Source organism: Spiroplasma endosymbiont of Diplazon laetatorius, from assembly GCF_964019625.1.
Taxonomy (GTDB): Bacteria; Bacillota_I; Bacilli_A; order Mycoplasmatales; family Mycoplasmataceae; genus Spiroplasma_A.
On sequence record NZ_OZ026458.1, the window covers coordinates 776281 to 797939 of the forward strand.

Sequence of the window (21659 nt, forward strand, 5' to 3'; positions counted from 1 at the left end):
GTTTCCCCCTATCCGAATCTTCCTGAAATGTAGTCTTCTGTTTTTTGATTTTTTGGATTTGTAAATATTTTCTTAGTTCTGTCGTGTTCGATTAATTCTCCTTGTAAGAAGAATGCAGTATAGTCACTTACTCTTGTGGCTTGTGCCATTGAGTGAGTTACTATTACTATTGTATATTCGTTTTTAAGTTTTAAAATAAGTTCTTCAACTTTCAATGTTGCAATTGGATCTAATGCACTAGTTGGCTCATCCATTAACAAAATTTTTGGTCTCATAGCAATAGCTCTTGCTATACATAACCTTTGTTGTTGTCCTCCACTTAAACCTAGCGCTGAATCTCTTAAGTATTCTTTTACATCATCTCAAAGAGCTGCTTTTTTAAGTGAATCTTCAACTATTTGATTTAAAGCATTCTTATCAGTGATTCCTTGGTTTCTTGGACCGAATGCAACGTTGTCATAGATTGACATAGGGAATGGATTCGCTTTTTGGAAAACCATTCCTACTTCTGTTCTTAATTTAACAACATCAGTTCCTTTTTCGTAAACATCTTTACCGTGTACTTTTATTGCTCCATCGATTGCAATATTATCAACTAGATCATTCATTCTGTTGATTGATCTTAATAAAGTTGATTTACCACAACCAGAAGGACCAATAAATGCAGTAACTGTATTTTCTTTAACATTCATGTTTATATCAAACAATGCTTGTTTAGAACCACCGTTATAATAGAAATTAAAATCTTCAACTTCTATTACATTAGGTCTTTGTTTTAAAGGTAATTTTTTAGGTTTTTGAAATATCTTTTCTTCAGTTAGAAGCTCAAGCTCACCTGTAGTTGAAATTTCATTATCTATTGTTTTATCTATTCCCATGTTCTAGTCCTCCTTTTCATTAACTTTTACTTTAATTTCTTGTTTTGTTTTGTTTTTTGCTTCAGTTTTAATTGTTTTTATAACATTATTTCGTGTTTTAGCATTTTTAAAATGTATTTTCATTTTCTTAAAGTTGAATATAGAAATTCATTTTTTGTAGATCGATATAGTATCCTTCTTAGTTTTTTTAGCAACTTTTTTAATATTTGTTCAAGCAAATAAACCAATTCAAGCCTTAAACTTAACTTTAAATGGTATTTTTTTATGTATTGGATTTAGTTTAACTCCAATGTATTTACTTAAGAAGTTTAATCCTAAAACAAGGAATATAGTTACTAGCGCTATTTGATAAGCTACCCCAAGTGTGTGTGGATTATTTCCTTCTGATGCCATCATATAGATTTGTGTAGTTAAAGTTGCTCCTGATGAGAAGAAACCTTCACTTGGCATTCTAACAGATGTTCCCAGTGTTAGATAAACTGGAGCTGATTCTCCAATAATTCTAGCAACAGATAAAATAGTTCCAGTAACAAGACCTTTTGTGGCATTTGGTATAACAACTTTAAACAGAACTCCTGTTTTTGTCATACCCATTCCATAAGCAGCTTCTTTATATAAAGAAGGAACTGAAGTTATTGAATCTTCAAATGAGGTAATCATTGAAGGCATTATAACCATTGTCATTGTTAAACTTGCTGCAAAAACAGACATAGGAATACCCATAGCAACAACAAATAAACTTAGACCAAATACCCCAAATACAATACTTGGTGTTGATGCTAAAACATTAATTGCAAATCTTATTACTTTTGCAAACTTACTATCTTTATGTGCATATTCAGCTAAATATATAGCAACAGTTAAAGCTAAAGGTATTGCAAAAATTATAGTTGCCATAACAAGTAATATTGTTGTAAATATTAATGCAAAAATACCACTTCTTTGACCTTCAATTTCAACAAATGCTGTGGCATCAAATCCACCAATACCTTTTATTGTAACCGTTAATAAAATTCAACTTGTAAATCCAATTATTATTGCAGTTGAAGATATCATAAAGAAGTTTAAAATTGCACTTTCAACTTTTTTACCAAATCTTTTTTCAGTATATGTTTGAACTAAAATATTTAAATTATGACTATCATATTCATAATCATTATTTCTAATTTTTAATTTTTTATGTTTTATGTTTTTTATTGATTTTGTTTTCTTTTTATTAATATTTCCTACAGCTATTATCAATAAGTTAATAACTATAACAATAATAAATAGAACTAAACCAATAGCATATAAAGCCGATTCATGAGTAGTTCCATGATTTTCTAGCATCTCCAAACCAATTGTTCCTGCTAGAGTTCTAATTGAAGAGAAAATAAATCCAAAAAATCCATCATCTGTATTCAATCCTTTTGTAGAGTTACCAGCAATTAAAATAACTGCCATAGTTTCTCCAATTATTCTTGCAACACCTGTAATTATTGCTGTAATAATTTTTGGCATAGCAGAAACTAGCACTACTCCAAAAGTAGTTTTTTCTTTTGTCATACCTAAACCTAAAGAAGCATATCTATGCCCTTCAGGAACGGCTTCAATAGCATTAATTGATAAAGTAATCATTGTTGGTAAAGCCATAAAAGCAAGAGTAAAACTTGCTGTCATCATATTACCACTTGACGGAGCTCCCATTGCAACAAATATTGGCCCTATTTGATCTAATGCAAATAAACCAAATACAACAGAAGGAATACCGGCTAACAATTGAATAACTGTAACAACGAATTTTTTTGTTTTGTTTTTTAGATATTCAGTTATAAATAAAGAACTAAATATTGTTAAAGGTATTGCAAATAACAATGTTATAAACATCATCATTAGAGTTGATAATATTATTTTACCAAGCCCATAACTTGCAGTTTGACTTTCATCTTTTCCTGGAGATCAATCTCCTGAGAATAAAAATTTGAAGAATGAAAATTCACTAAATAGAGGAACAGATTTATATAAAATGAATCCTACTAATATAGCTAAAATTAACAATACAACAGTAGTAATAAAGATAATTGAAAACTTTGTGGTTAAATCCATTTTAGAAGCCTTTGCTTTAGGGAGGCTTTTTGCGTTAGTTTTAAGCATAAGCACCTCCATCAAGACTTTGATAATTCATGTCTTTTACAAGACCTTCACTTTCAAAGACTTCATTAGATTTATCACTATTCATAAAATCAAATAATTTCATTAATTCTTCAATTTTTTTAGTATGAGTATTAAAAATTGCTATAAAAGGTCTTTTGAAGGTATAATCAGTTTTAATAAAATCCTCAGTTTCTATTTCCATTTTTTCCCATTCATGAGTTTCATCTTTTCATTCTTGAGGTTTATTACCTTTACCAATAGGCAATTTATATTCATCTATTCCAGCTAATTTTATAGGTCCATCATCATTTAATTGAGTTAAAAATGCATTAGATACATAACCAAGACTTGGAGCTCTTTGCATATTTTCTATCATTGAACCATTTGAGTTAACAACATTAGAAGATGACATATCTTTTACACCAGTTAGGTCACTAAAAGCAGATCTTGTTCCTGATCCATCTTCTCTTGTGAATGTCACTAATTTAATTCCTGGTTGTTTATTAATCAATTGAGTGAAACCATTGTATATTTGTTGATCAAATTCACCTTCGCCATTATTATATGGAGATATTAAAACTGTAGCTATCTCTTTTCATTGTTTTTTACCACTATAAATTTCAGCAAGTAATTTTTTACCATCTACTTTATTTTTATCTGAAGTTTTTATATTGAAATTAGCTATATCATTTAATGTTATTGATTTTTCATCATTAACACCATATTTGACCGGTTCATCTCAATAAGCAGGAGCATTATAAATTATACCTATTGCATCTATTGCGAATTCTAAAGCAACATATGAATCTTTTCTTAGATTTTCACTGTGTGGTATTTCACCACTTGTATAAGCACATTTTTTTATACCATTATTTGGCTCTGTTTGTTTATCATTACACATATCCAAAAAAGTGTTACCTTTTGTTAAAGTACCACTATTAATGTCTTTAGAAATGAATCCAGCTGAATACATATCTTTTTCTACTCCTCCAACACCAGCTTGACTACCTGTTGAGTTGTAGATAAAGTCTTTACCTTCATCAGTATCATAATATTTTTTTGTAAGTTTTTGCATGAACGGGTTCACACTTGTACTGCCACCTAAAATTATTGAGTTTTTAGGTACTGCAATACTTCATATTCATAGACCTAATATTGTTGATAAAAAAACCAATAATATTATGCTTATTTTCTTACTCATAATTTTCTCCTAGCTAGATGCTAATTTGTGTTTGATAATTTTTTTGCTTCCACAAGTTTGATTTGAACAAGTTTGGTAATACCTTTTTGTTCCATTGTTGCACCAAATAATGTATCACAATTTTCCATTGTTCCCATTCTGTGAGTAACAATCATAAATTGTGTACTTGTTGTAAATGTTTTAATGTATTTTGCAAAACGTTCAACGTTAGCAATATCTAGAGGTGCTTCAACCTCATCTAAAATTACTAATGGTATTGGTTTTACTTTTAGTATTGAGAATAACACCGAAAGAGCAACCATTGATTTTTCCCCACCACTTAATAGGTTAAGGTTTGCAATTTTTTTACCTGGAGGAGACATTTTTAAATCTATACCAGTATTTAAAATATCATCTGGATTTGTATAGATTATTGATGCAGTTCCCCCACCAAATAATGTTGCAAATGTATCTGGTAATACAGCATTAACTTCTTTGATAATTTTTTTGAATTGAATTATCATTTGTTGATCCATGTCACCAATTGCATCTTTTAAGTTTTTGATTGATTCAATTACATCTTGTGTTTGCTCAACATATGTTTGATATCTAGCATTTTCTTCTTCATATTCTTCAATTGAATCTAAGTTAACATTACCTAAAGAATTAATTTCTTTTCTTAGGTAATTAATTCTATCTCTAACTTCGTTTTCTGTTTCAGATAAATTAGTATTTAATTCTAAAGCAGCTTCAAATGTTAAGTTATAGTTTTGTGCTAATCTTGCTGTGGCATTTGATTGTTTTTCAAACATCAAAGTTCCATCAGAATTCAAGTTAGAATACTTATCTTTTAATGATGACAACATTCCTCTGTCCTCATTTATAATTGAGTTCAAGTTGTTTTGTCTTTCATTAGATTTATCTTTAAGAGATCTAATAACATTGATTTGTTGTTGTACTTCATCTTTTTTAGTCTCTTGTTCAGATATTTCGGAAATGATTTTAATGATTTGCTCATCCACTGATTGGAATTCTTGCTCTCCACCATTTAATTCTTTTCCTGTTATAACTCTAAATTCTTCTTTAACTTCATTTGCTTCTTTTTCAATTAACTCTGAAGAGTGTCTTGAAGCTCCAATTGCAGTTTGAATTTCTGCAAGTTCTTCACGTAAAACTTCAATTTGATCACTTAATGTTTTAACTTGTTTAGAAATTGTACCTTCTTTATCATCAAGTTCTTTTTTTCTGTTTTCAAGTTCTTGAATTTGATTTGAATCATTCAATAAAACACTTTTGTTTTTTCTACTTCCCCCAACAATAGCTCCATGTGGCAATATCCTTTGACCATCTAAAGTTACTATGTGGAATTTTTGATTAGTTAATTTTGAAAGCTCTAAAGCATTGTCATAATTTTCAACTACTAAGTAGTTTGAAAGTAAGTAATCTAGAACTATTTGATATTTTTTCTCTATTTTTACAAGTTCATTTCCAAAACCAATAAATCCATTTGCTTTTTGAATAATGAATCTTGTTTCGTTATTTATAAAACTTGGTTTTAAGTTATCTAATGGTAAGAATGTTGCATAACCAGCTTTGTTGTTTTTTAAGAATTCAATTGCTAATTTAACATCAGCTGCTGATTTAACAACTATGTTTTGTAATCCGTTTTGAATTACAGTTGATATTGCAACTTCATATTCTTTATCTACATTAATAAGTTCTTGAACTGTTCCAAGTATTCCAGATAATGTATTTTTGTTTTCTAAGATGTTTTTAACACCTTCAAACAAGTTATCTAAAGAGTTTTTTCTTGATAATAAAGTTTCCAAACTTGATTCTGTTTTAGCTAATTGTTTTCTTATACCATCTAATTCTTGGTTTAATTTAAAACGTTCACCACTAGCTAAATCAAGTTTTTCTCTTTTTTCAACTTTATCTCCAAGCAATTTAGCAAGTTTTTGTTCTTCAGCTTCTAATCTAATTTCAAGTTCTTTTGATTTGTTTTTTAAATCAGATGATTTAAATTCTTTATCATCAATATCCACTTTGCTTTTCTTAGATTCTAAAGTAATTCTAGAAACTTTTAATTCACTTATTCTTTCAACTATTTTAGTAAAGTCTTTATTTAACTTAGATAGTTCTTTTTCACTATTATAGTTTGATTGTGAAATGTCATTAAATTCTTCACTCTTCTTACTTATTTCTTTTTCTAAAGAACTAATTTGAATTTTCAATTCAGTTTTTTGTTCATTTAACTCAATAATCTTTTGTTTATAAAGTTTAATGTCATTAACAAGAACTGAAACTTCAATGTTTTTTAGTTCATCAAATAATTCTTTATAAGAAGCAGCCTTTTTAGACTGTCTTTTTAAAGTTGGTAATTTTCTTTCAATTTCATTTATTATGTCGTTTAATCTGTCTAGATTTTCTTGAGATCTTACAAGTTTTCTAATTGCTTCTTCTTTTCTTTTTTTATAACGAGCAACCCCAGCTGCTTCATCAAAAAGTCTTCTTCTATCTTCTGGTTTTGATTCAACAAAGTTACTAATTGAACCCTGAGAAATAATAGCTAAACTTGATTTAGTTAAACCAGTTTCTAAAGCAACATCTTGGATATCTTTAAGACGCACTCTACTTCCGTTGATAAAATATTCAGATTCTTTAGTTAATCTAAAGAATTTTCTTGTAATTGATACTTCATTATAATCTAATGAGCTAAAAGCTCTATTGCTATTGTCGAATACAAGGGTAACTTCTGCCATATTCAATGGTTTCTTTTCACTACTTCCAGAAAACACAATGTCATCCATTGAGTCTCCACGCAGTGATTTATATGATTGTTCTCCAAGAGCTCACATGATAGCGTCATTTATATTAGACTTACCACTACCATTTGGACCTACGATCCCAGTCATTGAAAAATCAAAATTTAAAGTTGTTGGTTCAGCAAATGACTTGAACCCATACGCTTCAATTTTTTTTAAGAATATCATTGTTTTTTTACCTCGTGTAATCGTATATAGCCGTCCTATATAACAAAATCATTATATAGATTTTAGCTCGTTTGTACAATTTTTTGTCAATATTAAAAATGAAAAAAACCCTTTATTGATAGGGTTTTGATGCTTTTATTTATTTTTTTTAATTTTAGATAAAGCGCTCTTTGCAGCCTCTTGTTCAGCTTGTTTTTTATTACTTCCCTCACCTGTTCCAAACACCATTCCATCTAGAACTGCATTCATTGTAAATAAAGTTGTATTATTATCAAACTTTTTGCAAGAAACTAGAACATATTTAAGTTCGCTTCTCATCTCTAATTGTATTAATTCTTGTAACTCAGATTTATAATCATGAGATTTATCAAGAAATTGGTTTATTACATAGTCACTGAATATTGTTTTTTGAAGTCATTTATTTAAAACCTCTTCTTCTTGATCTAAAAAGATAGCTGCTGTAATTGATTCAAAAACATCAGATAATATTGAGTCTTTTTCATAACCTTTTGACTCAAGTTCCCCTACTCCAAGTCTTATAAATTTTCCTAAACCTATTTTTCTTGAAATCTCTGCTAATGTTGATTGTTTTACTATTGAACTTCTATATTTTGTAAGCAAACCCTCATTTGATTTAGGGAATAACTTATATAAATATTCACTAACTTTCATTTGTAAGACGGCATCTCCTAAAAACTCAAGTCTTTGGTAGTTTTTAGCTAATCTATTTTCATTTGAAAAAGAGTTGTGTGTTAAAGCTTCATAGTAGTGATTTTTATCATTAATTTTTATTGAAAATTCTTTGAATATAAAATCTTTTATATCCATTATTCAGCTAAGGCCTTTTTAACTTTATTAACTACATCATTTTTAATTGCATTGTAAGTCATTTTTAAAGTTGCATAGAAAGCTATTTTATCACTTGATCCATGTGATTTGAAAGCAATACTATTTGCACCCAAAAGAATTGCTCCTGCGTGATTTTTGTAATCGAATTTCGCAGCAACTTCTTTAAATGCTTTTTTCAATCTTAATGCAGCCAATTTTCTAAATAGTGTTTTTGTAATTGATGATTTGATTTCGTTAAGTAATGCTTTACCAATACCTTCAACAGCTTTTAAAGCTATATTTCCAGTGTATCCATCAGTTACAATTATATCCACTATACCATTTGCTAAATATCTTGATTCAATATTTCCAACAAAATTAACATCTTTGTTCTCTTCTAATAATTTATAAGCTTCTTTATGAAGTTCTAAACCTTTTGTTTTTTCTTCACCAATATTTAATAATGCAACTTCAGGGTTTTCAATACCATTAACAGCTTTTGAATAAGCTGTTGCCATAATTGCAAAATTAACTAAATCTTCTGGGTCACATTCTAGGTTTGCTCCAACATCAAGTAAAAGAGTAATTTTTCCCTTTACATTAGTTGGAATAACTGGCATAAATCCAGGTCTTTCGATACCATCTATTTTTTTAATTATGAAATGACAACCAGCAATAAATGGAGCAGTGGCTCCTCCAGTAGTTATACCGTCAGCCTTTCCATCTCTTACCAATTCAAGTGCTCTAACCATACTTGAATCTTTTTTTCTTCTAATATCCATAATACCATCAATCATTTCAATAACTTCAGTTGTGTTTACTATTTCAACTTGATCAGGATTGTGTTTTCTAGATGAAAGTTCTTTTTTTAAAACTTCCCCATCTCCAACAAAGATTATTTTTAAATCTTTTTGCTCACCTAATAGTTTAATAGCAGCATCTACTGCTGGAATTAAACCATTATCCGAACCCATAACGTCAAACGCTATTACTTTATATTCCATAGTTTATCTCCTGTCCAATAGTGATTATATAGGCAATTGCTAGTTAAAGCAAAAAAAATAAAACATTTTTATGTTTTATTTTTTATATTTAGCTTTGTTTTCTTGTTGTCTTGCGCTTCCTTTATCACAACAAGGACATTGTTTTGATAAACAAACTTGACAACCTATACATTTTAAACAGCTTTGGCATCCATGGAATGAACCACTACATACTCTACAAGTGTAACAGTTATGTGCTCCTCCAGGACAACAAACATCTCCAGATGCTTGATTATTTTGTTTTGGTAATGGCATACTTATACCCCCTTATGTATAAAAATATTATACCCAATTACTAGCTCACTAGCAATGTTAGAGGACGTTTTTTGATTTGTAGCATAGCTGCCATTCATCCAATATAAAGGATTGCTCCTAAAATTAATGCAGACACAAATGGTATTCATGGCAATGATGGTAACGCAATCAGTACAGTGAATTTTGATCAAACAAATGATTGAATGAATTTTCAAACACCAACTGAAGCAATGAAAGCGAATATATAACTTATTGCAGCTCCACTAACATATTTACCCATAACCATTCAATTTATTTGACCATTTGTATATCCAAGCGATCTCATAATTGTAATTACATTTATTGAATCTGTAATAATAATGTTCATAATTACGATTAGTAAAATTATCAATAGTACAACATCAATTAAAATATACATTAACATAGCGCTTGTCATTTTTCCAAGAACTTGATCAATAACTGATTTTAGTATTGGTAAAGTTATAACCTGAGAATTCATAAAGAAATTTGTTGCCTTAGGGCTTTCAGGATTCATAATTGAAGGAGTAACAATGCTATCTAATCATTTTGTATTTTTTGAAGAAGCAATTGTATATGTGTCCCTAGAATAAATGAATGAATTTATTGATGCAGCAGGATTTGCTAAATCAACTGTACCTTCACTTGCATATTTTGTACTTACCAATGTATTGAACATTAAGTTTTTTTCATTAAAACTACCATTAACTTTAGTTATAACAGTTTCATAGTCAGCATAAATGTCTTGCATTAATGTATCGTTTTCATTGATTGCCGCTACTTTAATAGTTAAAGGTATATTTTTACCAACAACAATATCAAAAGTATCTCCTATATTTTTATTTAAAACTTTTGATAATCTGTAAGAAATTATTGCATTTACAGAATCTGGATTTATTTCTCTCAATTGATTTAATTGAGCTTCATTTACAGAATCTAGATTAACAACACTTCTTACATCTCCACCATATTCATTTGTTGTATCAATCAATTTTATTACTGAGTGATCAATATCAACTTCACTATTATTTTCAATATGGTATGAAAGGAAAGTTTGTAAAGATTCTTTTTTACCATTGAAAATAATGTCATTTACACTTATGAAAGAATTTACATTTTCTTTCATTTTTGCAAATGTACTTAGTAAAGAAAAGAAATGTGAACTTGGTGGGAAAAAGTTTTGATTACCAGCTTTTAAATTATTTTCACCAGACATAGCTGACAATAATTTTAATAAATATGATTTAAACTCTTCTGTGTCAGAACAACTACCCAAATATGGGTTAACCACTCCAAGTCCTGCACCAAAAGGAGAAATACAAGCCATTTTTCCAAAATCATTTAAAAATATTCCACCCATATTCTCTGGTGTTACTTGTCTTAGAGTTGTTAATTCTTTATTTAATGGAGCCTTTTCTATTAATAAACTATAAGCTTTGAATGAATTTTCCATAATTTCGTTTGATGACGCATTAGGGTTTAATTCAATTCACTTATCTCTAACAATAGAAGCTGCATCCAACACTTTTGTTAAATTAACTGTTGTTTGATATTTAGAACCCTCTTCTTGCGCTGCTTTTTTAATATAATTTTCAACAGTTTGTGAGTTTTCTATATCAATATTAGTAAATGAAATTCCATAATCTTCTTTTGTAACATCTTTTACAATTTTATCTTTTGATTTCAAAGGGATTACTTTACTTAGATCGTAAGTGTGGTTAACCTCTTTTGTATAGATGTTATAACCACCTTCAATCATATTTTTAATAACAGGCATAGCTCTTAATTGTAATGTAAATAAGAATGAACTGAAAACAAACAGTCCCATAATAAGTGCAAACTTACCTTTTCCAGCAGAAACAAAGGCGTGTTGCATTCTAAATGTAAATCCTTTATTTCTTTTTCTTAAAATAGTTAAAGTTATTCAATTTATTAAAGAATAAATAAGAGCTGGGAAGAATATTATTTTTAATATCAGCACTAAACCATCAACTTTAGATTTTTTAGGTCCAACAGTCAATAAAGATAAAGCTCCTTCATTTAAGAATTTAAATATTATTAAATAACTTAAACCAGCAAATAATAATGGCACTATTAAAATTAATACAGTTAAGAATAGTGGTGAAGCATATATAGTTTGATAATCAAAAACGACAAATGAGTTAAATTGTTTTGTAGCTGAATCTATTTGGAATGGGAAAGATAATAAATAACCTATCCCAATCCCGATAATCATTGTTAAAAATGTTTTTAAAGAGAACACTCATGTCAGCTCTTTTGTTGTATAACCCAATGATTTGAATACCCCAAGTTGTTTTCTTGTGTTATTAATTTCTTTTTTAAGAACAAATAATATAAACATGAATCCTAAAGTAAATAATATTGATCCGATAACAACATATATTCAAGTAATTATGTATAGACTAGTTAATTTATCTATTACACTATGAGCTTTAGGTTCTCTAAACATAGTTGTACCAGGAGTCATTATAGTTAATTTTTGATTATTTTTAGTATTTTGTTGTTCGTAAGATTCTAAACTTAAATTAGAGAATATTTCATTTAATTTATAGTTGTTATCATTTTTACTTATGAAAACCTCAGTTCTTTTATCAAATTGAAACCCAGTTGAAGCTTCAACCTTGAAATAATCAGTTTGAAGTAATTCTTCATATAAATTATCTTTTTCATCAGAAAAGAAAGTATCACTTACAAAGATCTGTCCATAATCCTTTATAGAGTCAGTAAAACTACTGAATCCTATTGGTGTTAAAGTAGAATATTTTAAACCTATTCCAACAATAGTAAATTCACCTGTTTTTAAATCAGAAGAACCTTCATATGGAGTGTCAACTCCCAATAAAACCTTGTCTCCTATTTTTTTATTTTGATTTTTAGCATATGAGTCACTTACTATGATCTCATTATTTTTTAAAGGCATTCTACCTTTTTGCAAAATAACATTATTAATATTTAAATTGTCATCTCCACTTAAAGAAGTTGCATTTGAAATGTTATAAACAAAATGCTCAGAGCTTGTGTTGCTTTTTTTCATTTTGATATTAGCATTCATAAATTTTTCATATTTAAATGCACCTTTTGATTCAATTTCTATTTGGTCCAATATTGAATAAACTATGTAATTTTTAACACTTCTGTTTGTAAATGAAAAAGTTTCTTTGTTGTTTATTTCATCCATTGCTTCTTTGGTGAAAATATTACCAACTTCTAATTCAACATTATCGTTCTGTTCAGTTGCAAAAAATTTAGTTTTAACTTTATCACCATAGTTTTCATAAAATCATAAAAGATTTTTTACTGCAGAAATAGTTTCTTGTTTTTTTAATTCTTCAATATTCTCTTGTGTTTTTTGATCTTCAAGAATATCATCTACATATTGATTTACTATTGATTTAGTTTCTGGTGTTATTCATGAACCTTGTGGTCCAGCAAACTTCAAATCCATGCTTTCATAATTAAATTTAAAATCTTTATCTTCTCAAATGTAAGAATATAAAAATTCTTCTTCAAGTTTACCTCCACCTTGTCATTGTTCTTGTCAAAAGTTTGTTTCTTTTTTAATAGAAGAAGCTTTAAATGACAACTGCAATGGTGTAGATAACATACCAAATATAAGCATAGTAAATATCATTAGAAACACAATTGTTCCCAAAGTTTCTACTCAAGCCTTAATAAAGGCTTTCATATAAGATTTAAAAATGTTTTTCATTTTTTTATTCCTTTCTAGTTAAAATTTTTAAAAAAATGAAATAACTGGTGGACATTCCCCTTTTAGTTCTATATTTAAAAAATTACTTCTTTTAATAGAAATTATATTTTTTTGATCTAAATCATATGAATGCATTCTTATTATTTTTGTTTTATAAAAATTTAAAATTATTTCTTTAACTTGAGAAAATTTTATTGATAAGTAATTGATGAATTTAATAAATATGAAATAAAGTTTTGAACTTAATTTAGCAACACTTATCTTTCCTAGTTTAGTTTTTCTAACTAATTTAAGTATTGCAAATATAACTATAACACTGACAAATTCAAAAGCAGCAAAAGTAATTAAAGATAAAATCATTTTTCTGATAACAACAATTTTATTCATTTCAAAATCAGCTTCAACACCATTTGAAGCAAGACAAACAAATATCATAAAGGCAGATATTCCCAATACCAAGTAAGTTGTTGGGTTCAATTCTACCTTAATTTTATTTATTAATTCATCAAATAGTTCTTTATTTATTTGGCTCAGTTTTACTCTTTTTAAGTAATTTAAAGTTGAGATGTAATTTATTAATTTATAAAAATATACAAACATAACAAAAAAACCTATATCAAATAAACCAAAAGTTATTAAGTAGTTAGATATAGCAATATCATTTGTTATACAAAACTTAATTATTGCCATAGAACAGAAAATAGAAAGCATTGTTATTATTAAGTTAACAACAACATAAAAAACCGCTCTATCTTTGTTGTTTTTGGCTAAAAACCTCATATGCTTTCCTCTTTTCTAAAATCATTTTTAATTATAACTCATTAATAATAAAAAAATGATTCACTAGGAATCATTTTTAATTATTCTATACCAATAATAAATGAGTATACTTCTTGTTGTCCATCAATTACTTCATACTCAACATCGTGGTTTTCATCTAAGTATTTACGTAAGTCACTGATATCTTTAAATGATGCATCTTGTCCAGTAAATATTGTTAAAATTTCAGTTTTTGATGTAATGAATTTTGACAATGATTTTGTAAAGACATCATTAAGTGTTTTTGCAGATATTGTGATTTTTTTATCAGCTGTCATCATATATTCGCCAGTTTTAATGTTAATTCCATCAAGAGTTGCATCTCTTGCTGCTTTGTTAATTGAAACAGAAACAACGTTTTTCAATGCTTTAGCGATATTTGATTCATTTCTTTTTGCACTTTCATCAGTGTCTAAGTTTAAGTATGCTGTCATACCTTGTGGTATTGTTTTTGTTTCAATAACAACCACTTTAGACATTTTTTCTAAATCTTTTGCTTGTTTTGCAGCTAATAATACGTTTGAATCGTTAGGGAATAAGTAAACTGTTTTAGCATCAACTGCTTCAATAGCTTTAATAAAGTCTTTTGTTGAAGGGTTCATTTTTGCCCCTCCATCAATAACATAGTCAAAACTCAATTCATTTTTGAAGTAGTCTTGCATCCCTTTTGATCTAACAACAGCAATTGTAGCAACTTCATTTTTCAATGTACGTTGTTTTTGAGCTGTTGATCTAGCTGATGATTCATCAGCAGTGTTAGCAACATGCTTGTCAGCTTGTAATGTCATGTTTTCAGCTTTAATAGTTCTGAACTCACCGAATTGTTGCAAGTATGATAATACTTGTCCTGGCATCAATGCATGAGTATGTATTTTTAAAATATCTCCATCGACAACCGCAACGATTGATGTATTACCATATTGTTCGAATGTATTTCTTACTGTATCTACTTGTAATTTATCGATATATTCTTCATTAAGCATAACGATAGCTTCAGTACAGTAACCAAATTCATCTTCAATGGCCATTTCAATATTAGCCCCTGTATTTTCTTCAAGTTTTTTTAATTTAGCGATAGGTTTTAATTTTTGAATGTAGTATTGCATTCCTTCGAAAAACTTAACTAAACCATAACCACCACTATCAACAACACCAACCTCTTTTAAAGCAGGTAATAATTCTGGTGTTCTTTCTAATGATTGATTAGCAGCCACTACTACTTTATCTCAGAAATCATCTGGAGTTAGTTCTTCGTTAATAGTACTTACAAATTCGCTTGTTTCACGAATAACAGTTAAAATAGTTCCTTCAACTGGCTTCATAACAGCTGCATATGCAACTTCTTTAGCCATTGCAAAAGATACTTTTCAAGTTTCTAGATCCAAGTTTTCTTTGTCTTTCATACCATTTGAAAAACCTTTGATAATTTGAGAGAAGATAACACCCGAGTTTCCACGAGCCCCCATAATCAGACCTCTAGAAAATTTACTCATTAATGAGCCAACTTTTTCAAAATCTTCATTTTCAATTTCCGCATATCCATTGGTACAAGTTAAATTCATGTTTGTTCCTGTATCACCATCTGGTACAGGGAAAACGTTCAACTTATCTATGTGTGGATAATTATTGTATAAATTATTAACCCCACTAGTTATCATACCCTTTAAAATTTGTGCGTCTTTCATAGTATTGTCACCCTCTAAACTATATTGTTTCCTTATCATTTAAAATAAAAAAATGATAAAAAATTGCAAATCTATATTTGCCAGATCATAAGCTGATGCCTAAAAATAAAAATATTGCCTAAAGAACAATAAGATCATCTACAGTAACATCAACAATATAATTTCGCACGAATTGTGAAAGTTTTTCCAACTCGTACTTTACACGTATTTGAACTTCCTTGACAACGTCACGTATATTAACTCCATTGATTAGAATAATGTGCACTTTAACACTATCAGTGATATCAGCTGATGTTAACTCAACCGCTTTTGAAATATCTTCTGTTTTTAATTCAGACTCTGTTTTAGCTGCAAAGTTTGCAAAAGAAGCAACACCAGGTACTGTAACAACAGCATTTGAAATTGATTCTAAAATAGCTTTATCTATCATAAGGTCCTCCATTAAAAATTAATATATTAGTGCTTTTATCTAATTCAGGCAACACGTTGATCATGATGTCACGTTTCAAACTAGTACAAAATTATTTTACACTAATACAAATAATAATTAAACTAATAACATATAAAAGTTAAAATATTTCCAAATAATAATTTCAATATTTTGTTGTATTTTCAATTGAATTATTATATTATTTATAAGTCTGAGGTGAAAAATATGGCAAGAAAAGACGGTTTAACAGGTAAAGGTCCTTTGTCAGGTAATTCAAGATCACATGCTATGAATGCCAACAAAAGAAAATGAAACCTTAACTTACAGAAAGTTCAAGTTATGGATGAAAATGGTAAAGTTATGACTTTAAAAGTTTCAGCCAGAACACTTAGAACTTTGAAAAAAAACAATCAGTTAGCAAAATAAACTACAATAAATCAAGAAACTCATAGAAGTTTCTTTTTTTGTATATATAATTAAAAGTGGTTATGCCCTCTTGGCGGAATTGGTAGACGCAGCAGACTCAAAATCTGCCGAGAAATCGTATCGGTTCGACTCCGATAGAGGGCACCAATAAGAAATAAAAACAGGATACTTTTGGTATCCTGTTTTTATTTTGTCATTATTATTATTGTCTCTTCTTTTACTTTTATTTTTCCATTTACATAAGGTATAAATTGGTTTGAGTAAGCAAATGAGTTAAAAGCTTCTAACTTGACGTTTTCTACTTCATATTTCATATCTTTTACACTTATTTCATTATCCTTTAAACAGAATAGAGATATATAAGTAAAATCTTGATACTTATCAAATTCAATTTCGTTTTCACCTATATTTAATTTGAATATTACAGAATCATCATTAATGATTCTTACATTATTTTTAAAAACATATTCAATTATAGTAAGGTTCATATCATATCTTTTTGTAGGTTTAACAACCATTGTTATGTCTTTATAGTTTTTTTCTCTTAAATAATTAATAGTTGCAATTCCATCTAAATAATCTTTTTCTGGATTGAATTGAATAAATTCCTTTGTTTTTGACTTAATTAAATTTAATTCTTCGTCTGTTACTTGATCAAAATCAGACATAGCAATATCAATTTGTATCTCCTTATTTATTAAATCCAAACATCCTCTTTCAACACCGATAATTGTGTGATTTTCAACAAAAGGTTTTAGATTTAATTCTGTGCTAGAAATTACAATTAAAGCTTTATCCTTCAAGTTTTAAAACCCTCTCTTCAATATCTAAAACATTTTTACCAACTAAATAACTTCCAGCAACAATCATATCAACACCAGCCTTTTGTACAAGTTTGTATGTTTCTTCATTTATTCCACCATCGACTTGAATTAAATAATTGTAGTTATTTTTTTCTCTTAATTCTTTTAGTTTAATTATCTTGTCTAAAGAACTTTCTATAAAACTTTGTCCCCCAAATCCCGGATGAACACTCATAACTAAAACATTTTGAATTTTATTAAGATATTTTTCTATTTTAGAAACTTCAGTATCTGGATTAATAGATAAAGAACATTTTAAATCATTGCTTTTACAAAATTCTATAAATTCCTCTATTTGATTTTCATCAAGAGCCTCATAGTGCATTGTTATTTGTTCAACATTTTTCATAACAAAAGGTTTCAAATAGTCGTTAATACTAAAACCTATAACTTTAACCATTAAGTGTAGGTCCATTTTGAAATCATACTCACTTACTATGTCAGACAATATTTTTGGTCCAAAAGACAAGTTTGGTACAAAGTTATAATCCATAACATCATAGTGAATTCATTCTATTTTTGCATCTTTTAACTTATCCAAGTCAGATTTTAAATTAAGAAAATCAGCTGTAAGTATGCTTGGAGCAACTATATATTTTTTCATTAATATTTTCTCCTTTTGTTTTGTTCTTCAATTTCTGCTTGTACTTTTACATAATCGTTATATATGAAATCTGGAAATTCTTTATTTTCTACAGCTTTTACAACTTGACAACCAGGTGTGTTATTTATATGTAAACAATTATTAAATTTACAGTTGACTTCTTTAAAGAAGAACATGCTTGAAGCAATATCTTCAGCACTTATTTCTTTGTATTCAAATGATGAAAACCCTGGAGTATCACCAATTAAAGCATCTTTGTACATAAATAATTCATTTTTAGTTGTTGTATGTTTACCCCTATTCAATGCCTTTGATATTTCTTGAGTTTTTTCAAATAAATCAGGAATTATATGATTTAAAGTTGTTGATTTACCAGCTCCAGTTTGACCTGTAAATACAGATGTTTTAGATTCTAAACACTTAAGAAAAGCCATTCATTCTTTGTCGGTTTCAATCATGTTATTTATCAAATAAGTTTCATAACCCAAATCTTTATAAGATTTAGCCTTTACCAATTCTTCATCATCTTTGTTTGTTAAGTCAACTTTAGTAAACGCCAAAACAGGCTTTATTCCTAAAGACTCTACAAAAAATAAATATTTATTCAAAGTGTAAGTGTTTAATAAAGGGTCTCTAAGAGATGTAATTATAACAACTTGATCAATATTTGAAATTCTGGGTCTATAAAGTTCATTAGTTCTTTCTAAAATGTTGGTCAAAGAACCTTTAAAGTTTTCTTGATCAATTATTTCAAACTCAACATAGTCTCCAGTTGTTGGTTTATTATTACTGTGTCTTATTTTTCCTGTAGCTTTACATTCATACAAGTTTTCTTCAAACAAAACATAAGCATATTCACTTAAGATTTTTAAAATAATACCTTTATTCATCTTATAACACCATAACCAATACTAAAGTGACAATCAAAGCCACAAATATAGACAAGAATCAAGCAAAGAACATAGTTCTAGCTCTTGAAGGTAACTTATCATAAGCTGTTCCTACTTTAATTGTTTTTTGACCATCATTCATATTTATAGTTACTTTTTTGTGATAAATATAAGGTTTTGGATTATCTGTACTTTTTATTTTTAAAAGTTCTCTTTTAACTTCATCCACAGATTCAAATCTATTCATAGGTTCTTTTTCAATCATTTTTAATATTAGATTTTCTAGACTTTGAGGAATTGCTGGATTTATCAATCGAGGACTTGTAGGAGTTTCTTTTAAGTGTTTTGCTGCAATTTTTGGTGCTTCTTTTGCAATAAAAGGTGCAGTACCAGTTGCAAATTCATATAACATTATACCTAATGAATAAATATCACTTTGTGGTGATGGAGATTGTGCTGCAATTATTTCTGGAGGCATGTACTTAGGAGTACCAATAGCTTTATTTGTTTCAGTAGACTTACCTTCCATTACAGAGATACCAAAGTCTCCTAATTTAACTTCTCCAGATTGAGTAAGCAAAACATTATCAGGCTTAATATCTCTGTGAATTATTCTTAATTTGTGAGCCTCTGATAAGGCATCACATATTCTTGAAAAATAATATTTCAATTCTTTTAAAGTCATTGAACCAAATTCTTGGTATTTATCTTTTAATGTTCCACCCTCAACACACTCAAGAATAATAAATCATTCTTCTCCTTGTTGGATAATATCAAATAGCTTTACCACATAAGGATTTGATCCTAATTTAGCAAAAGCTTCTTTTTCTATTTCAAATCTTTCTTGACCAACTGGTTTAATAACAATTTCTGGAGCAACAACTTTTACAGCAACAATGGTTTTTGTGAATAAGTCATATGCTTTGAAAACAGATGCCATACCACCTTTACCAAGCTGATTTATAACTTCATATCTGTCATTTATTAATGATCCTGGTTCATAATTACTCATATAGTTTGCTCCTTTAACAATAATATAATAACAAAAAAAGCAGAGTTAAATTACTCTGCTTCAATAATTAGAATTGATAAGTTGTCAGTTGAAATGTTATCTTTAGCATCCTCAACAATTAAATGTGCTTTGTCTTTTAATTTAACTTTTGGGTTACTTAATGTTGAAGCTGTTATTTCTTCATCCATGTAATCGTGAACTCCATCAGTTGTTAACATATAGATACCTTCTTGGTTTTCAATGAAGTATGTATCTATTCTTAAAGTTTTTTGTGGTCCTAATGCACTTGTAAGAACTTTTCAAAATGTGAAGTCGTTTGCTTTTTCGTAAACTCCTGACATTTGAATGTCTTTTCTTTCTGCTTCAGGTGTTGAGTTTCATAGGTTTTGGTCTTGAGTAATTTGGAATAAACCATCATTTACAAGTTTGTAAGTTCTTGAATCTCCAACATTAATAACAAATCCACCAACACTTGTGAATAGTATTGCTGTTAATGTTGTTCCCATATCTCTTGTTTCAAATCTTTCGTTTGAATATTCAACCATTTCTGTAAGAATGTTATTTACACAACTTCTTAATCATCTGTTAACTTCTTTTTGATTTAAGTTTGAAAAATCTTGCTCATTGAAATATTCAATAAATTTTTCAACAGCTATTTTTGAAGCAACTTCACCATAGGCGTGTCCACCCATACCATCACAAACAACTCCAAGAGCTTCTCCTGATTTTTTTGTTGCAAAATCAAGATTATCTTGGTTTGATTTTCTATAGTTACCTATATCTGTAAGTATTGCACTTTTAAATTTCATTTTTTATGACACCTTCCCTTTTGGCTCTTAATTGTCCGCAAGCGGCATCAATGTCTGCACCAAATTCTTTTCTAACTATTGCATTAATACCTTGTTTTTTCAAAATCTTAAAGAATTCATCTATTCTTGTAGATTTTTTATAAGGGTTTTCTTCAACTTCATTGTAAGGAATTAGGTTAACATAACCATTAATTCCTCTTATTATTTTTGCTAGTTCATTTGCATGTTCTGGTCTATCATTGACATTATCTATCAAGATATATTCAAAGGTAACTCTTCTGTTTGTTTGATCAACATAATATCTAACTGAGTCTAATAGTTTTTCAATTGGATAAGCTTTGTTGATTGGCATCATTTGATTTCTAACTTCATTATTTGATGCATGAAGAGATATAGCCAAGTTTATTTGTGTTTTAAAATCAGCAAATTCTCTAATTTTTGGAACTATACCACAAGTTGATATTGTGATGTGTCTTGCTCCAATTTCAAACCCTCTTTTGTCATTTATTATTTTGACAAACTTTAGTACATTATCATAGTTATCGAAAGGTTCTCCTATACCCATAACAACAATATGACTTACTCTTGATCTTTTGTTGTCTGGATCATTTTTATATTTTTCTTTTAAATACAAGTTCATTGTATATATTTGTCTGACAATTTCATCAACAGAAAGATTTCTTTCTGTTTTTATTAATCCTGAGGCACAGAATTTACAAGACATTTTACATCCAACTTGTGTAGTAACACAAACTGATTGTCCATATTTCTGTGGCATTAAAACAGTTTCTATAGTTTTTTTATCATCAAGCATAAATAAGATTTTGATTGTACCGTCTTTTGATTCTTCAGTAACTAAATCTTTTAGTAAGTTTGTAGTGAATCTTTCTTTAATAAATTCTCTCAATTCTTTACTTAAGTTAGTCATGTTATCAAAGTTGGTTTCCATCTTGATATAAACTCAATCATAGATTTGCTTAGCAGAAAACTTTTTAAATCCATTTTCTACAAGAATATCTTCTAATTCTTCAATTGTGTACCTAAATATACTTGTTTGTTCCAT

General features: G+C 28.4%; 18 protein-coding genes and 1 tRNA gene. 2 read left to right on the top strand and 17 right to left on the bottom strand.

Annotation, left to right across the window (positions count from 1 at the left end; all coding sequences use genetic code 4):
- Window positions 1–8 precede the first annotated feature (8 nt).
- From pstB to AACL10_RS03790, 11 genes are all read right to left on the bottom strand, one after another.
- Complete coding sequence (pstB, locus tag AACL10_RS03740) at window positions 9–878, bottom strand: phosphate ABC transporter ATP-binding protein PstB (RefSeq protein WP_338984711.1); 870 nt, start codon at window positions 876–878, stop codon at window positions 9–11.
- Window positions 879–881: 3 nt separating this feature from the next.
- Window positions 882–3011, bottom strand: a complete 2130-nt coding sequence (pstA, locus tag AACL10_RS03745) for a phosphate ABC transporter permease PstA (protein ID WP_338984713.1) — start codon at window positions 3009–3011, stop codon at window positions 882–884.
- Window positions 3004–4212 (bottom strand): phosphate ABC transporter substrate-binding protein, encoded by a 1209-nt coding sequence (gene ptsS, locus AACL10_RS03750; protein ID WP_338984715.1) that lies wholly within the window; start codon window positions 4210–4212, stop codon window positions 3004–3006. The genes pstA and ptsS overlap by 8 nt, the downstream gene beginning before the upstream one ends.
- Window positions 4213–4232: 20 nt before the next feature.
- Complete coding sequence (locus tag AACL10_RS03755) at window positions 4233–7184, bottom strand: chromosome segregation protein SMC (protein ID WP_338984717.1); 2952 nt, start codon at window positions 7182–7184, stop codon at window positions 4233–4235.
- Between the two features lie 135 nt (window positions 7185–7319).
- Window positions 7320–8012: a ribonuclease III gene (gene rnc, locus AACL10_RS03760; protein ID WP_338984719.1), complete on the bottom strand. Its 693-nt coding sequence runs from the start codon at window positions 8010–8012 to the stop codon at window positions 7320–7322.
- Window positions 8012–9016, bottom strand: a complete 1005-nt coding sequence (plsX, locus tag AACL10_RS03765) for a phosphate acyltransferase PlsX (protein ID WP_338984721.1) — start codon at window positions 9014–9016, stop codon at window positions 8012–8014. Before plsX ends, rnc begins: the two co-directional genes overlap by 1 nt.
- Before the next feature lie 75 nt (window positions 9017–9091).
- Window positions 9092–9310 (bottom strand): hypothetical protein, encoded by a 219-nt coding sequence (locus AACL10_RS03770; protein WP_338984723.1) that lies wholly within the window; start codon window positions 9308–9310, stop codon window positions 9092–9094.
- 40 nt (window positions 9311–9350) lie between these two features.
- Window positions 9351–13058, bottom strand: coding sequence for an ABC transporter permease (locus AACL10_RS03775; RefSeq protein WP_338984725.1), 3708 nt, complete (start codon window positions 13056–13058; stop codon window positions 9351–9353).
- A 27-nt stretch (window positions 13059–13085) separates the two neighbouring features.
- A complete protein-coding gene (locus AACL10_RS03780) occupies window positions 13086–13838 on the bottom strand; it encodes a hypothetical protein (protein WP_338984727.1) in 753 nt (250 codons plus the stop codon).
- A gap of 80 nt (window positions 13839–13918) precedes the next feature.
- Complete coding sequence (locus AACL10_RS03785) at window positions 13919–15562, bottom strand: DAK2 domain-containing protein (RefSeq protein WP_338984729.1); 1644 nt, start codon at window positions 15560–15562, stop codon at window positions 13919–13921.
- Between the two features lie 118 nt (window positions 15563–15680).
- Complete coding sequence (locus AACL10_RS03790; RefSeq protein WP_338984731.1) at window positions 15681–15992, bottom strand: Asp23/Gls24 family envelope stress response protein; 312 nt, start codon at window positions 15990–15992, stop codon at window positions 15681–15683.
- A gap of 225 nt (window positions 15993–16217) precedes the next feature.
- Between AACL10_RS03790 and rpmB the strand changes: the two genes are divergently transcribed.
- Together rpmB and AACL10_RS03800 are read left to right on the top strand one after the other, a co-directional pair.
- Entirely contained in the window at window positions 16218–16418 is a 201-nt protein-coding gene (rpmB, locus tag AACL10_RS03795; protein ID WP_020834659.1) for a 50S ribosomal protein L28, read from the top strand.
- Between the two features lie 64 nt (window positions 16419–16482).
- Window positions 16483–16565, top strand: a tRNA-Leu gene (locus AACL10_RS03800).
- 38 nt (window positions 16566–16603) lie between these two features.
- Here AACL10_RS03800 and AACL10_RS03805 read toward each other — a convergent pair.
- Genes AACL10_RS03805 through rlmN form a run of 6 tightly spaced genes read right to left on the bottom strand, consistent with a single transcriptional unit; the run spans window position 16604 to window position 21659 of the window.
- Window positions 16604–17221 carry a thiamine diphosphokinase gene (locus AACL10_RS03805; protein WP_338984734.1) on the bottom strand — a complete coding sequence of 206 codons (618 nt, stop codon included), beginning with the start codon at window positions 17219–17221 and terminating at the stop codon, window positions 16604–16606.
- Window positions 17211–17885 carry a ribulose-phosphate 3-epimerase gene (gene rpe, locus AACL10_RS03810; protein ID WP_338984735.1) on the bottom strand — a complete coding sequence of 225 codons (675 nt, stop codon included), beginning with the start codon at window positions 17883–17885 and terminating at the stop codon, window positions 17211–17213. Before rpe ends, AACL10_RS03805 begins: the two co-directional genes overlap by 11 nt.
- Window positions 17885–18775, bottom strand: a complete 891-nt coding sequence (gene rsgA / locus AACL10_RS03815; RefSeq protein WP_338984737.1) for a ribosome small subunit-dependent GTPase A — start codon at window positions 18773–18775, stop codon at window positions 17885–17887. The genes rpe and rsgA overlap by 1 nt, the downstream gene beginning before the upstream one ends.
- A gap of 1 nt (window position 18776) precedes the next feature.
- Window positions 18777–19787, bottom strand: coding sequence for a serine/threonine-protein kinase (locus tag AACL10_RS03820; RefSeq protein ID WP_338984739.1), 1011 nt, complete (start codon window positions 19785–19787; stop codon window positions 18777–18779).
- Window positions 19788–19837: 50 nt separating this feature from the next.
- Window positions 19838–20596, bottom strand: coding sequence for a PP2C family protein-serine/threonine phosphatase (locus tag AACL10_RS03825; RefSeq protein WP_338984741.1), 759 nt, complete (start codon window positions 20594–20596; stop codon window positions 19838–19840).
- The gene (rlmN, locus tag AACL10_RS03830; RefSeq protein ID WP_338984743.1) at window positions 20586–21659 is read right to left on the bottom strand and encodes a 23S rRNA (adenine(2503)-C(2))-methyltransferase RlmN; all 1074 of its coding nucleotides are present in this window, start codon (window positions 21657–21659) and stop codon (window positions 20586–20588) included. The genes AACL10_RS03825 and rlmN overlap by 11 nt, the downstream gene beginning before the upstream one ends.